This window comes from Bradyrhizobium sp. USDA 4354 (assembly GCF_054060315.1).
In genome coordinates, this window is the sequence record NZ_JBSSDC010000001.1 from 1,416,675 (window position 1) to 1,430,330 (window position 13,656).

The following is a 13,656-nucleotide window of genomic DNA, read 5'->3' on the forward strand; positions in this document are numbered from 1 at the left end:
GCCTATTTCTGTCACCTCTCCCCGCTTGCGGGGAGAGGTCGGATCGCCTCGGCGATGCGAAGCATCGTCCGGTGCGATCCGGGTGAGGGGGTACAGGTCTCTAGGCAATCTCGCATGTGGAGAGCGGCCCCTCACCCCAACCCTCTCCCCGTAAGAACGGGGCGAGGGAGCAGACCTCTGCCTGGGCCGCGGCCTTTGGTTCAGGCGGTAAATCGTGGGGGAACTGCCCCCGATCCCTTGAATCCGGGGGCCATCCGCGCCACCTTGCGCGACCCTGAAGGCTTTGGTCATATCGGCTGGATGATCCGGCTTCCGGGGTCTTCGGTGCCGTGGCGCGCGTCCCGCCGCCCGGCCTTCTCAACGCTGTGTTTTCCTTGGGGATCGGGCGAGTAGTGCAATGAAGGTTACGGTCGAACGCGCGCAACTCCTGAAATCGCTGGGCCATGTCCATCGCGTGGTCGAGCGCCGCAACACGATCCCGATCCTCGGCAACGTGCTGGTCCGCGCCGAGAGCGCGAAATTGTCGCTGAAGGCGACCGACCTCGACCTCGAGGTGACGGAGACGCTGCCGGCGGAAACCGCGACCGCCGGCTCCACCACCGTGCCGGCGCACATGTTCTACGACATCGTCCGCAAGCTGCCTGATGGCTCGCAGATCGTGCTGGAGGCCGACGGCGACCGCGCGGTGCTGGCGATCCGCGCCGGCCGCTCGCGCTTCACGCTGCAGACGCTGCCGGAGAACGATTTCCCGGATCTGGCCGCCGGCGACATGTCGCACGCGTTCTCGCTCGCCTCCAAGGACGTCAAGCGGCTGATCGACCGCACCCAGTTCGCGATCTCGACGGAGGAGACGCGCTACTACCTCAACGGCATCTATCTGCACGCCGCCGGCACGGCGAACGCCGCGACCCTGCGCGGCGTCGCCACCGACGGCCACCGCCTCGCCCAGCTCGACCTGGTGCAGCCCAAGGGCGCCGAGGGCATGCCCGGCGTGATCGTGCCGCGCAAGACCGTCGGCGAGGTGCAGCGCCTGATCGAGGACACCGAGGCCGAGATGACCATCGAGCTGTCGCAGGCCAAGATCCGCTTCATCATCGGCAATGTGGTGCTGACCTCGAAGCTGATCGACGGCACCTTCCCCGATTACGGCCGCGTCATCCCGCAGAACAACGACAAGGAGCTCGTGGTCGACAAGAAGGATTTCGAGAACGCGGTCGACCGCGTCTCGACGATCTCCAGCGAGCGCGGGCGGGCGGTGAAACTGTCGCTGTCGGCGGGCAAGCTGGTGCTGTCGGTGACCAACCCGGATTCCGGCAGCGCGACCGAAGAGCTCGAGGTCGAGTACGCCTCCGACGCCCTCGATATCGGCTTCAACTCCCGCTATCTGCTCGACATCGCCGCCCAGATCGAAGGCGACGTCGCAACGCTCCGCCTCGCCGACCCCGGCTCGCCCACTTTGGTGCAAGACCGCGACGACAAGAGCGCGCTGTATGTGCTGATGCCGATGCGGGTGTGAGGGGCGCTCTCTCGACCATTCATCGGAGCCGTAGGGTGGGCAAAGCTTGCGCCGTAGCTCGAAGAGCGAAGGCGAAAGCGTGCCCACCATGCAGCGGCCGGATCGCGGCGAGACGTGGGCACGGCGCGCGCAGAGCGCGCCTTTGCCCACCCTACGGCATGCTCCCGAAGGGAGAACGCGCGTCCATGACAAAGAACTGATGACCCCCTCCCGCATTCATCGCCTGACGCTGACGCATTTTCGCAATTACCGGGCGGCGGGGCTCGAGACGGCGGCTGACATGGTGGCGCTGGTCGGGCCGAACGGGGCGGGCAAGACCAATTGCATCGAGGCGATCTCGTTCCTGTCGCCGGGCCGCGGCCTGCGCCGCGCGACGCTGGAGGACGTCGCCGACAACCAGGGCGACGGCTCCTGGGCGGTGTCGGCGCAGGTCGAGGGCGCGCTGGGGCTCGCCACGCTCGGCACCGGCATCGACGCGCCGCGCCCGGACAGCACCGTGAGCCGGCGCTGCCGCATCGACCGCGAGCCGGTGGGTTCGGCCAGCGCCTTCGGCGATCACATCCGCATGGTGTGGCTGACGCCGGCGATGGACGGGCTGTTCATGGGGGCTGCCTCCGAGCGGCGGCGCTTCTTCGACCGCCTGGTGCTCGCGATCGACAGCGAGCATTCCAGCCGCATCAACGCACTCGAGCGCTCCTTGCGGTCGCGCAACCGCCTGCTGGAGACGCGCAATTACGACGACCATTGGTGCGATGCGATCGAGCGCGAGACGGCGGAGCTTGCGGTCGCGGTCGCGGCAACGCGCGGCCAGACTGCGGCAAGGCTGACCGGCATGCTCAACGCACGCGCGCAAGAATCCGCCTTCCCCTCGGCGCAAATCGCGCTCGACGGCTGGATGGAGAATGCGCTGCTTAACGAGACCGCGACCTCGGTCGAGGACCGCTACCGCCAGATCCTGCGCGACAACCGCCCGCGCGATGCGATTGCCGGCCGCACCACCGACGGCCCGCATCTCACCGATCTGCAGGTCGTCTATGCGCCGAAGGGCATGCCTGCGCGCGATGCCTCCACCGGCGAGCAGAAGGCGCTTCTGATCGGCCTCGTACTCGCGCATGCGACGCTGGTCGCCGAGATGACCGGCATCGTGCCGCTGCTGCTGCTCGACGAAGTGGTCGCGCATCTCGATCCCAATCGTCGCGCCGCGCTGTTCGAGGAGCTGAAGAAGCTCGGCGCGCAGGTATGGCTGACCGGTGCGGATCCTGCCGCCTTCGCCGAGATCGGCGCGGGAGGCGAGGTGTTTGACGTCGAGAGCGGACGGGTCTCGGCCCGAAGCTAGGCCGCCGCGTTGAACCCGCTTGTTTGCGGCCGCGACTAGCTGCTTGAGGCTGCAGGAAGCGGCCATCGCGCATGATTTCAGAGCTGCGCGATATCCTTGGAGCATGGGCATGGCGACGGTGGGGCGTGGAGCGCAAGCTCCGGCACGATGGCAACTTATGGCGTGCGGCCTCGCTCTCCTCGCAAGCTGCCTGCTCGCGGCAAGCGCCGGTGCCTTCGTGTCTACCCTGCCGCCGCTGTTCTCGGCCGCGCTCACGCTCGATCCAGATGCCAAGCTGCCCGCGCCGACCCGCTACAGCTATCGGGGGATCCACACCACCGTGGTGCCCGGCTTTGAGGCTCCACTCCGGACCAGGCTCGAAGCCCGCGTACCCGCAGCGCTCGGCGACGTCCTCGCCTTCTATCGTACCGAGCTTCGAAAGCTCGGTTGGCAGGAACAGCAGGATGACGCGGTGGTCACCGCCGATCACGCGCGCCTCGCCTTCGTCTCCCCGATCGGGCCGGCAGCGCTGGAGCTCGACGGCAAGAACGGCAGCACCTCGGTGCATCTCGTGCAGAAGAATTCGGATGTCGCGACCCGAGCGAACGTCCTGCCTGAACCCGGCCAGGCCAAGCTGGTGTTCAACAACATCGGCGACAACGAAGCCGTGCTTGCGATCAACGAGCGGACGATTCCGCGACCCGCCCGCGCGAACGCCGTCGCGCTGGACCTCGTGCCCGGCAAATACGCCTACGGACTGAGCGTGCCGGGCCGTCCGGCCACTACGAACATGCTCACCGTCGCAGCTGGCGATACCTGGGAGCTCACAGTCGGGCGCGACGGAGAGGCGTGGCCACCGCTGCAGCTGTACTGAGCCTCTGTTCAGGCCCGGGCGCCGCGGGGCGCATTTGTTGAACCTGGCCGGTTCCTGTCGCGACTTCTGGTCTGAGGCCGCGCGCCGACGGCGCCGCGGCCTGCCAATGCGCAGGGCGACGCGCGACATCCGGGAGTTTCGACGATGCCGATGATCCGGCGTGGGGCGCAAGTCCCGGCAAGATGGCTGCTGCTTGCCTGCGGCATTCTCGCAATAGTGAGCACTTCGCGTCCCGCCGGCGCGGCCGACGAAGGCTTCGTCGACGTCCATACGCTGCCGCGGCTGGATGGGGCGGTGGAGGACACCTCGCGCCCCGACACCTATCGCGTGATCTACACCGTGCCGACCGCGCTTGCCGCCACGTCGGACGCCACCAGGAAGCTGCTGAGCGCCGACGGCTGGGTGCCCTATGTGTATCCGCTGGATGAGAAAAGCGCCGCGTTGACTTTCAAGAAAGGACGGCAGGGACTTCGCGTCTCCTTCACACAGGCGCGCGGACGCTCCGACCAATCCGCGGTGTTCTACACGCCGAACCGGATCTATGCGAACGTGCCGTTCCCGGACGGCGCGACCGATCTCGCGTTCGACGAGACCCGGCCCTATCTCGGCTGCATCGCGCCCGGCGCGCTCGATGCCATCGCGGAGTTCTTTACCAAGCAGATGGCGGCGATGGGATGGCGCAAACTCACGCCCGAGGCGGCTTCGCGCTGGCCGAACGCCGATCTCGGCGGTGCCGTCGCGAACGGCGTTCGCGTCTTCTACGACCACCCCGATCGCGACGCGACACACGTCTACCAGAAGCCGGTGATGCTGACCCTGACACGTCGCGACGACGGCCGCACCAATGTCGAGATCCGGGTGGCGCCGTTCGCACTCCCCCAACAGCTCGAGGCCGACGATGATATGGCGGGCCTGCCGCGGCCCAAGCCGACCAAATCCGCGCGAGGTCTTGGCAGCGCGAGCTCCAACAAGCGCGAGATGTCGGCCGCCGCGATCGCCGAGCTGCCCGCCGTGCTCGCCTTCTATCGTCGCGAGCTGGCCGCGCGCGGCTGGCAGGAGGATGGCAACGCACAGCTCGCCCCCGGCGACGAGGTCGCGATCAAGATTTCCTCGGTGGAGGAAACCGGCGTGCTGCGGCTCGGCCGCAAATATGATTTCACCATGGTCAGCCTGACCGCGCAGGTGAAGGAATCCGCGCTCGCCGCCCGCGCAAAGGCCAAGAAGGAGGCCGACGAGAAGTTCCTTGGCGATGCGCTGGGTGCGGCGCAGCAGCTCATCGCCGCCGATGAGGCCAGGCGCAAGACGCAGGCCGCCTCCCTGTCCGATGCGCCGCTCAATGCGCTCGCCGACAGCAAGACGCCGGTGCCGCTGCCCGAGACCGCGCAAGACGTGACGTTCGAAGGCGGCGATGGCCGGCTCGAATTCTCGTCCACCTCGAGCGTGAAGGCGCTCAGCACGTTCTACCGCACCACACTGAAGAATGCGGGCTGGAAGGAGCAGCCCTCCGTCATCAACCAGCCCAACATGGCGGTGATGGCGTTCTCCAGGGGTGGCAAGTCGATCTCGATGACGGTGATGCAGATGGGCCCGAAGGTGAATGTCCACGCCGACGGATCGGGCCTCGTGATGCAAGCGGCCAAGCCCGCTGCCAGCCCGGAAGTGCAGGCCAAATCCTCCGAGCCGCTCAGGCCCGATCCCGAATCCCAGCTGCCGGTGCCGACGCAGCGTTCGTCGAAATCGCTCGCCACCACAAAGATGCCAGGCAGCGAGACGCCGCTCCGCCGCGAGCTGGAGGCCAGCATCCCCGCTTCGCTCGCCGAGGTCCTCGCCTTCTACCGTGCGGAGCTGTCCAAGCTCGGCTGGCAAGAAAAGGCCGACGGCGCGACCGTGTCCGCAGAACGCGCGCAGATCGACTTCACCTCGCCACATGGCGCGGCCGTGCTCAAGCTCGGCCGCGCCAAGGGCGAGACCACGGTCAATCTGGCGCAGAAAAATGCGGATGCCGCGGCGAAGGCCGACATCATGCCGAAGGCGGGACAGGCGAGGCTCATGCTCGGCAATATCGGGCCGAAGGAAGCCTCGCTCACGATCAACAATCAGACCGTGAAGATCGCGGCCGGCGCCGGCGGCCCGCAATCGCCGAAAGGCCCGATGCTCGACCTGTCGCCCGGCAAGTACCAGTACGCGCTGCGCCTGCCCGGACGGCCGGCTCGCACTGAGACCCTGACCGTTGCCGTCGGCGAGGCCTGGGGCCTCCTGGTGGGCCCGAACGGAGACGTGCTGCCTTTGCAGATGTATTGAGGTTGATCGTCATGGCCGGACTCGTCCTGACTCGTGCCGGCCTTCGAGGTCTGCGTTCCGCACCAAGACGTGGATGCCCGGGTCGAGCCTGGTCGAGCCCGGGCATGACGGCACCTGTGTGAACGCGCCCCTGAACACCCATCCCGACCCCCGCAAAATCCACGCCTTTCGCGACCCAAAACGGCCCCTCGAATCGCGCTTTTTGCAGCGCCGGAAATTGGCCTCCAAAAGGCTTGAAAACCGGCCCAAAAACCCCATCTGATCAAAGGGTTGCCGGGAGATACTTTGCGCTAGGCGCAAGCGGTCTTTCATGGCACAAATAGCCCCGCAAATCAGCGCCTTTTGCGCCGCTGATTCGGGCGACATCTCGAAGGCCTCTCATGACAGAACCTGCTCGGCAGCCCGCTGCCGAAAACGAGCTCTCCAATCCGAGCGAATACGGCGCGGAATCGATCCGCGTGCTCAAGGGTCTCGACGCCGTCCGCAAGCGCCCGGGCATGTATATCGGCGACACCGACGACGGCTCGGGCCTGCATCACATGGTGTACGAGGTCGTCGATAACGCGATCGACGAGGCGCTCGCGGGCCATGCCTCGCGCGTCGACGTCATCCTCAATGCCGACAATTCCGTCACAGTGCGCGACGACGGCCGCGGCATTCCCGTCGACATCCACAAGGGCGAAGGCATCTCGGCGGCCGAGGTCATCATGACCCAGCTTCACGCCGGCGGTAAGTTCGACCAGAACTCCTACAAGGTTTCCGGCGGCCTGCACGGCGTCGGCGTCTCCGTCGTCAACGCGCTGTCGAGCAAGCTCGGCTTGCGCATCTGGCGCGACAACAAGGAGCACTATATCGAATTCGCGCATGGCGATGCCGTCGCACCGCTGAAGGTGGTCGGCGACGCGCCGGGCAAGCGCGGCACCGAGGTGACGTTCCTCGCCTCGACCGAGACGTTCAAGAACATCGAATACGATTTTGCCACGCTCGAGCATCGCCTGCGCGAGCTCGCTTTCCTCAATTCCGGCGTCAACATTGCGCTCTCCGACATGCGGCACGCGGTCGAGAAGCGCGAGGAGATGCACTATTCCGGCGGCGTCGAGGAGTTCGTCAAATATCTCGACCGCAACAAGAAAGCGTTGGTACCGACGCCGATCATGGTGCGCTCGGAAGCCAACGGCATCGGCGTCGAGGCCGCGCTGTGGTGGAACGACAGCTACCACGAGAACGTGCTGTGCTTCACCAACAACATCCCGCAACGGGACGGCGGCACCCATCTGGCCGGTTTCCGTGGCGCGCTGACGCGCCAGGTCAACGGCTATGCCGAGGCCAATGCGAAGAAGGAAAAGATCGCGCTGACCCGGCGACGATTGCCGCGAAGGCCTTACTGCCGTGCTGTCTGTGAAGGTGCCCGATCCGAAATTCTCGTCGCAGACCAAGGACAAGCTGGTGTCCTCGGAAGTGCGCCCCGTGGTCGAGAACGTCCTCAACGAGGCGCTCCAGGCCTGGTTCGAGGAGCACCCGTCCGAAGCCAAGATGATCGTCGGCAAGGTGATCCAGGCCGCCGCCGCCCGTGAAGCCGCGCGCAAGGCGCGCGAGCTGACCCGCAAGAGCCCGCTCTCGGTCTCCTCGCTACCCGGCAAGCTCGCCGACTGCCAGGAAAAGGATCCGGCCAAGTCCGAGCTGTTCATCGTCGAGGGCGACTCGGCAGGCGGCAGCGCCAAGCAGGGCCGTAACCGCGAATTCCAGGCCGTCTTGCCGCTCCGCGGCAAGATCTTGAACGTCGAACGCGTCCGCCCCGACAAGATGCTGTCGTCGGAGCAGATCGGCACGCTGATCACCGCGCTCGGCACCGGCATCAGCGACGAGTTCTCGGTCGAGAAGCTGCGCTATCACAAGATCATCGTGATGACCGACGCCGACGTCGACGGCGCTCACATCCGCACGCTGCTGCTCACCTTCTTCTACCGCCAGATGCGCGACATCATCGACGGCGGCTATCTCTACATCGCCCAGCCGCCGCTCTATAAGGTCTCACGCGGCAAGTCCGAGCAGTACCTGAAGGACGAGCGGGCGCTGGAAGACTATCTGATCGGCGCCGGGCTCGATGACTGCGTGTACATCCCCGGCACCGGCGGAGACCGTTCCGGTCGCGATTTGCGCGCGCTGGTCGACGACGCCCGCGTCGTCCGCAGCATCCTGCGCAATTTGCACAGCCGCTATAACCGCAAGGTGGTCGAGCAGGCCGCCATCACCGGCGTGCTGAACAAGGAAATCTACGGCGATCCCGAGAAGGCAGCGGCCGCTGCGCAATACATCGCGAGCCGGCTGGACAACCAGGCCGAGGAGGTCGAACGCGGCTGGGTCGGGCAGTTCGTCGAAGGCCAAGGCTTCCTGTTCGAGCGCACCGTGCGCGGCGTCAAGGAAGCGGCCGTGATCGACGACGCGCTGCTCGGCTCGGCCGAGGCCCGCAAGCTCGACGAATACACGACAAAGCTCCAGGACGTTTACGCCCGCTCCGGCAAGCTGCGGCGCAAGGACAATGAGCACGTGGTCCACGGCCCGGTCGACCTGTTCGAAGCCGTGACCGACGCGGGCCGCAAGGGCATCACCTTGCAGCGCTACAAAGGCCTCGGCGAGATGAACCCCGAGCAGCTCTGGGAGACGACGCTCGATACCGAGGCGCGCTCGCTCTTGCAGGTGAAGGTCAAGGAGGTCGACGAGGCCGACGACATCTTCACCAAGCTGATGGGCGACGTGGTCGAGCCGCGCCGCGACTTCATCCAGGAACACTCGCTGAGCGCGACGATCGATATCTGAGGGCTCGCTGCTTCCGCGGCGTCATGGCCGGGCTTGTCCCGGCCATCCACGTCTTGCCCCGCGAAACAAAGAACGTGGATGCCCGGGACAAGCCCGGGCATGACGGCAGCACCAATCCGGCCTCCTGAACCTCACCACCCGCGATCGCGACGAAGTGGCATGAACCCGTTGGCCAATTCCGGCCGGGAAGCCTCACGCCATGATCGCCTCCGCAACGCCCAGTTCCGCCGCGCCCTCTCGCCGCCTCGGCATCATCGGCAGCATCGTCGGCGTGCTGGCGCTGATGGCGGCAGTGCTGCCGCATTGGGTCGTGCCGATCGTGTTTCCGCCGCCGCCGGCGGACAAGGTGATCGTCGACACCGGCCATCGCATCAAGGACCGCATTGTCGCGAAGGTGAAGGGCGTGGAATATCAGGCGCCGAAGCCTGAAAAGTCCGTTGGACGAAGCTGGAGTGAAACCGCGTCGGTCACAGCGATCTCGCTCGGCCTGCTCGCCATCCTGTTCTCCGTTCTCTCGCTGATCTTCCGGGAGGAACGGCTGCTTGCCGCCGTCGCCGCCACGCTCGGCACCGGCGCCATCGCGATCGAAATCTCTTTCTTCATGATGGGGGCGCTGATCCTGATCGCGATCCTCTATGTGATCGGGAATATCATCGGGCTGTTCTAGAGGCGGCTTCCACAAGCTCGAGGCGGACGGGTGCGAGCCCCGGCCAGCACAATTGCTACCGCGCTCAATTCTCTGTAGTTTCCGCCCGAAACAGCCCACCCAACAGGACAGCGAGAAACCCCGTGGCGCCCATCCAATACATCGTCGAGGGCGGTCACCGGCTCTCGGGCTCGATCGAGCCGTCCGGCAACAAGAATTCAGCGCTGCCGATCATCGCCGCCGCGCTGCTCACCGAGCATCCGGTCACGCTGGAGAACGTGCCGCGCATCCGCGACACCGAGACGCTGGTCGAGCTGATCCGCTCGGTCGGCGCATCGGCGGAATGGACCGCCCGCAACACGCTTCACATCCATGCCAAGAGCATTCGCGCCGCCGATCTCGACCCCGAGCTGTGCGTGCGCATCCGCGCCTCGATCCTGCTCGCGGGGCCCCTGCTCGCCCGCTGCGGCGAGGTGATGCTGCCGCCGCCGGGCGGCGATGTCATCGGCCGCCGCCGTCTGGACACCCATGTGCTGGCGCTGGAGCAACTGGGGGCAAAGGTCACCGCGACCGACCGGCTCGAATTCCGCGCACCGAAGCTCGCCGGCGCGGACGTGTTCCTCGACGAGCCGAGCGTCACCGCCACCGAGAATGCGCTGGTCGCGGCGGTCGCCGCCGACGGCGTCACTTATTTGCGCAACGCGGCCTCCGAGCCGCATGTGCAGGACCTCGCCAATTTCCTGGTCGCGCTCGGCGCCAGGATCGAGGGCATCGGCACCAACACCATGATCGTGCATGGGCAGGCCACGCTCGGGGAGGCGACCTACCGGATCCAGCCCGACCACATCGAGGTCGGCTCGCTGATCGGACTTGCCGCCGTGACGCGCTCGCCGCTGCGCATCACGCGCGCCGGCGTCGAGCATCTGCGCTCGATCCGCATGGGTTTCGAGCGGCTCGGCATCGTCTGCCGGATCGAGGGCGATGATCTCATCGTGCCCTCCAATCAAACCTTGAAGATCCAGGACGATTTCGGCGGCCATGTGCCGAAGCTGGAGGACCAGCCCTGGCCGGCCTTCCCCGCCGACCTGATGTCGATCGCGATCGTCACGGCCACGCAATGCGAGGGCGTGATCCTGATGTTCGAGAAGATGTTCGAATCGCGGATGTTCTTCGTCGACAAGCTGATCGCGATGGGCGCAAGAATTGTTCTCTGCGATCCTCATCGCGCCATCATCGCCGGCCCCAGCCGCCTGCGCGGCGCGCCGATGACCTCGCCCGACATCCGCGCCGGCATGGCCATGCTGCTCGCCGCGGTCTGCGCCGAAGGGACCTCCACCATCAACAATGCCGACCAGATCGAGCGCGGCTATGAGCGCATCGAGGAACGGCTGAACGCGCTTGGAGCGAAGATCCAGCGCGTGCCGACGCGGAGCTAGCCCATCCTATTTCGGCGGGCGTGCATCGAGGGCCTGTTTGCAGGCCGCAGACAATCCGCCGTAATTGTCGCTGAGACATTTGCGAATGCGGCCACCCCCGGGCATCGTTCCCGCGCAGAGGCGGGAGTAATCGGCCTTGCAGGCCTGTTTTGCCTCATTCCGCGCGTCCTCCGCGGAAGCTTGCGAAAGAAACAGTACGAGAAGAGCGATCAAACTCGCGGCCGCAAGCGCCGCACGCACGTAAACGGCCGCCCGCCGCGAGAAGCTCACCACCGCTCCGCTTCCCGTCCTGCCAAATCGTTGCACCATATCATCTCCACCAATTCGCAGACATCGATGTAGGTGATACGTCTGGACGGGCCGAATCCCTCGTTCACTTTGCGCGGCTCAGCGAAAATAGCCGCCGACGAGTTGGCGGCGTCCTTTCGGTGAAATTCGTTCCAGCATCTCGACAAAGGTTGCGACGACGAGGTCGCCTATCTTCACGCGCTTGTCGCGGGCATCCTTCACGGCCGCTTCCAGCTCCGCCTTGTCGAGGTTCGTCTGCGCCGCCGTCTTCATCGCCTTCATCAAAGCGAGCCGGTACTCGGACTGGAGAGGCGCCAGCTCGGCCTCCTTGCCGCGATAGATGCTCCACAGGATCTCTGCGTCTTCCGCCGGCAATCTCTCCGCGACACGCTCGATCATGCGGATCGGCACGCCCGCGCCAGGCCTGAAGCCGCCGGGCAACAGCCATTGCACCGAGACATAGGTGAACAGGATGACGTTGACGCACAGCGACAGCAGCATGAGCGCACGCCAGGGAGTGGACCATTCTCGCCAGAACTTCATTGCACCGATCCATAGCCGATTGCGTAGACGTCGAAGACGCCGCTCATGACCGACAAGGCATCCGACGGCGCTTGGACATAGGGCATCGCCCCGGCCAGCCACACGCCCACCATCGCGGAGCAGGCCAGACTTGCGGCGGGAACGAGCGCGGGCCAGCGCAACAGGCGGTGATACCATGCCAGCCGATGCTGCTGCGGGACGGCAGCGAGCCTCTGCAAGACAAGCAAGCTCGAACGATCCGCCCGCGCCGTCTCGATCTCCGGAGCGACAGCGAGCAGGCGGTCGAGGCGCCCCTGCTCATCCAGAACGGCAGCGCCTTCCGCGCTCGCCGCAAATCGTCGCGCGGCCTCGCGCGTTGCCGCAGGCCAGCGCTCGACATCGCCTCCCCATGTCTCTGCCAATTGTCTGAACTGATCGGGCGTCATGCGTAGCTCCCCGTGTCCTGTATTTTCTGAACATTTGCCTTGAGCGCCGTGCGGGCGCGGCCCAGCAGCGATTCGAACGCCTTGGCGCTAAGGTTCATCGCCTTCGCCGCTTCCTCGCCGCTCAATCCCTCCATGTGGAAGAGCGCGATCGCGCCGCGCTGCCGGTCCGACAGGCCGGCCATCGCGCGGTTGAGAAGGCTGAGCTCCTCATCGGCGATCAACCGCTCGACGGCGTGCGGCCCGGTGTCAGGCACGTCGCCGGCCTCTTCGAGAGGCTGGAATGTGCGGCGCCGCGTGCGGTCGAACGTCAGGTTGAGCACGATGCGGTAGAGCCAGGTCGTGAATTTCGCAACCTGCGGGTCGTACGAGGCCGCGTGCGTCCAGACACGCATGAACGCCTCCTGGCCGATGTCATCGGCCTCGGCCGGGTCGCGAACGATCCGCTCCGCGACCCGCAGCGCGCTGGGCATGTGACGCCGCATCAGGATGCGAAACGCCTGCTGCCGCTGCGCCGAAACCTCCGACATCAAGGCCTCGTCCGATGGTTCTTCCATCATCTCGATCTGTTGCCTTGGACTGCGGCCATAATGGCTTTGCGATGCGAGCCCGTCCCGGTCATGAGGATATGCCGCATCGCCGGAATGAGGCACCGCCTCAATTGCATCATCTGCGGCAACAAGTCGCGACAATCGGTCAAAAGCGCCAGTAAACGCCTGCTCGAACGGTGTGCGTATCGAGCTTGGACGCGCGTTCGGCGAAAGTGACGGCGCCAACCGTCTGGCTTCCAAGGGTTTTTGAGCCGTAATTGTCATAAAGATATTCGAGCCGGACGGAGGCGCTCGGTGCAAAGCGGAATTCACTGCCTGCTCCGATCGACCAGCCGACACGGGTATCGGTCCAGCTGGCGACCGCCCCGCTCGCATTGTCGAACGCCTTGCTCTCGACGCCCGCAATGGCGAGGCCCCCGCTGGCAAACAGCATCGCCCGGCCGAAGGCGTAGCCGATGCGTCCACGCAGATGGCTATTCCAATTGACCGCGGATTGAAGCTGCGTGACGGAGGGGGTCGGGGCAAAGCCGGTGTCGATCGTCGCGCGCGCATCGACAAAGTTCACATCGCCCTCGATACCGGCGACGATACGGCCCCATTGCGCGGAGAAGCCCGCCGTTGCACCTACCGTCGCGCCCTTGGGATCGACGAAGTGAAATTCACCGGTGGCGGGAAACGAGGTCTCAGTGCGGCCCGACAGGTAGCCGGCCTGCACGCCGAGATAGGGCCCCGCCCAGCTCAAGAGGGCCGCTGATGCCGCCTGGGCTTGCGCGGGCGGCGATGCGGGCAGCCTCAGGTCGGCCGCTGCAGCGGCGCCAGCACCTATGAGGACAGAACCGATGAGCAGCGCGGCGAACGTCAGTCTGAATCTCGTTGTCATGCTCAACTTCCCAATGTGAGACCGGCGCCGGGACGCCCACATGAGGAATACGGCCCAAGTCGAACTT

10 protein-coding genes and 1 pseudogene are annotated in these 13,656 nt (G+C 65.9%); 7 read left to right on the plus strand and 4 right to left on the minus strand.

What is annotated here, in order from left to right:
- Nucleotides 1-397: 397 nt before the first annotated feature.
- The 7 genes and pseudogenes from dnaN to murA all read left to right on the plus strand — a co-directional run bounded on the left by dnaN (nucleotide 398) and on the right by murA (nucleotide 10,905).
- On the plus strand, nucleotides 398-1,516 hold the full coding sequence (dnaN, locus tag ACVIIV_RS06655) for a DNA polymerase III subunit beta (RefSeq protein WP_456743488.1): 1,119 nt from the start codon (nucleotides 398-400) through the stop codon (nucleotides 1,514-1,516).
- 199 nt (nucleotides 1,517-1,715) lie between these two features.
- Nucleotides 1,716-2,852 (plus strand): DNA replication/repair protein RecF, encoded by a 1,137-nt coding sequence (gene recF, locus ACVIIV_RS06660; RefSeq protein ID WP_456743489.1) that lies wholly within the window; start codon nucleotides 1,716-1,718, stop codon nucleotides 2,850-2,852.
- A 109-nt stretch (nucleotides 2,853-2,961) separates the two neighbouring features.
- Complete coding sequence (locus ACVIIV_RS06665; RefSeq protein ID WP_456743490.1) at nucleotides 2,962-3,705, plus strand: hypothetical protein; 744 nt, start codon at nucleotides 2,962-2,964, stop codon at nucleotides 3,703-3,705.
- Between the two features lie 144 nt (nucleotides 3,706-3,849).
- Nucleotides 3,850-6,006, plus strand: a complete 2,157-nt coding sequence (locus ACVIIV_RS06670) for a hypothetical protein (RefSeq protein WP_456743491.1) — start codon at nucleotides 3,850-3,852, stop codon at nucleotides 6,004-6,006.
- A 380-nt stretch (nucleotides 6,007-6,386) separates the two neighbouring features.
- Nucleotides 6,387-8,823 (plus strand): annotated as a pseudogene (gene gyrB, locus ACVIIV_RS06675) (DNA topoisomerase (ATP-hydrolyzing) subunit B).
- Between the two features lie 199 nt (nucleotides 8,824-9,022).
- A complete protein-coding gene (locus tag ACVIIV_RS06680; protein WP_456743492.1) occupies nucleotides 9,023-9,490 on the plus strand; it encodes a hypothetical protein in 468 nt (155 codons plus the stop codon).
- A gap of 122 nt (nucleotides 9,491-9,612) precedes the next feature.
- Nucleotides 9,613-10,905, plus strand: a complete 1,293-nt coding sequence (gene murA, locus ACVIIV_RS06685) for a UDP-N-acetylglucosamine 1-carboxyvinyltransferase (protein ID WP_456743493.1) — start codon at nucleotides 9,613-9,615, stop codon at nucleotides 10,903-10,905.
- Nucleotides 10,906-11,292: 387 nt separating this feature from the next.
- Here murA and ACVIIV_RS06690 read toward each other — a convergent pair whose 3' ends face one another.
- Genes ACVIIV_RS06690 through ACVIIV_RS06705 form a run of 4 tightly spaced genes read right to left on the minus strand, consistent with a single transcriptional unit; the run spans nucleotide 11,293 to nucleotide 13,589 of the window.
- On the minus strand, nucleotides 11,293-11,736 hold the full coding sequence (locus ACVIIV_RS06690) for a periplasmic heavy metal sensor (protein ID WP_456743494.1): 444 nt from the start codon (nucleotides 11,734-11,736) through the stop codon (nucleotides 11,293-11,295).
- Nucleotides 11,733-12,161 carry a hypothetical protein gene (locus tag ACVIIV_RS06695; RefSeq protein ID WP_456743495.1) on the minus strand — a complete coding sequence of 143 codons (429 nt, stop codon included), beginning with the start codon at nucleotides 12,159-12,161 and terminating at the stop codon, nucleotides 11,733-11,735. Before ACVIIV_RS06695 ends, ACVIIV_RS06690 begins: the two co-directional genes overlap by 4 nt.
- A complete protein-coding gene (locus ACVIIV_RS06700; RefSeq protein WP_456743496.1) occupies nucleotides 12,158-12,973 on the minus strand; it encodes an RNA polymerase sigma factor in 816 nt (271 codons plus the stop codon). Before ACVIIV_RS06700 ends, ACVIIV_RS06695 begins: the two co-directional genes overlap by 4 nt.
- Nucleotides 12,855-13,589 (minus strand): outer membrane protein, encoded by a 735-nt coding sequence (locus ACVIIV_RS06705; protein ID WP_456743497.1) that lies wholly within the window; start codon nucleotides 13,587-13,589, stop codon nucleotides 12,855-12,857. The genes ACVIIV_RS06700 and ACVIIV_RS06705 overlap by 119 nt, the downstream gene beginning before the upstream one ends.
- Nucleotides 13,590-13,656: the final 67 nt, after the last annotated feature.

Bases quoted from the DNA above. Each gene is read 5' to 3' on its own strand.
- ACVIIV_RS06705 (WP_456743497.1), bottom strand. From the start codon at position 13,589: ATGACAACGAGATTCAGACTGACGTTCGCCGCGCTGCTCATCGGTTCT.
- ACVIIV_RS06680 (WP_456743492.1), top strand. From the start codon at position 9,023: ATGATCGCCTCCGCAACGCCCAGTTCCGCCGCGCCCTCTCGCCGCCTC.
- ACVIIV_RS06690 (WP_456743494.1), bottom strand. From the start codon at position 11,736: ATGAAGTTCTGGCGAGAATGGTCCACTCCCTGGCGTGCGCTCATGCTG.
- recF (WP_456743489.1), top strand. From the start codon at position 1,716: ATGACCCCCTCCCGCATTCATCGCCTGACGCTGACGCATTTTCGCAAT.
- ACVIIV_RS06670 (WP_456743491.1), top strand. From the start codon at position 3,850: ATGCCGATGATCCGGCGTGGGGCGCAAGTCCCGGCAAGATGGCTGCTG.
- ACVIIV_RS06695 (WP_456743495.1), bottom strand. From the start codon at position 12,161: ATGACGCCCGATCAGTTCAGACAATTGGCAGAGACATGGGGAGGCGAT.
- ACVIIV_RS06700 (WP_456743496.1), bottom strand. From the start codon at position 12,973: ATGACAATTACGGCTCAAAAACCCTTGGAAGCCAGACGGTTGGCGCCG.
- ACVIIV_RS06665 (WP_456743490.1), top strand. From the start codon at position 2,962: ATGGCGACGGTGGGGCGTGGAGCGCAAGCTCCGGCACGATGGCAACTT.
- dnaN (WP_456743488.1), top strand. From the start codon at position 398: ATGAAGGTTACGGTCGAACGCGCGCAACTCCTGAAATCGCTGGGCCAT.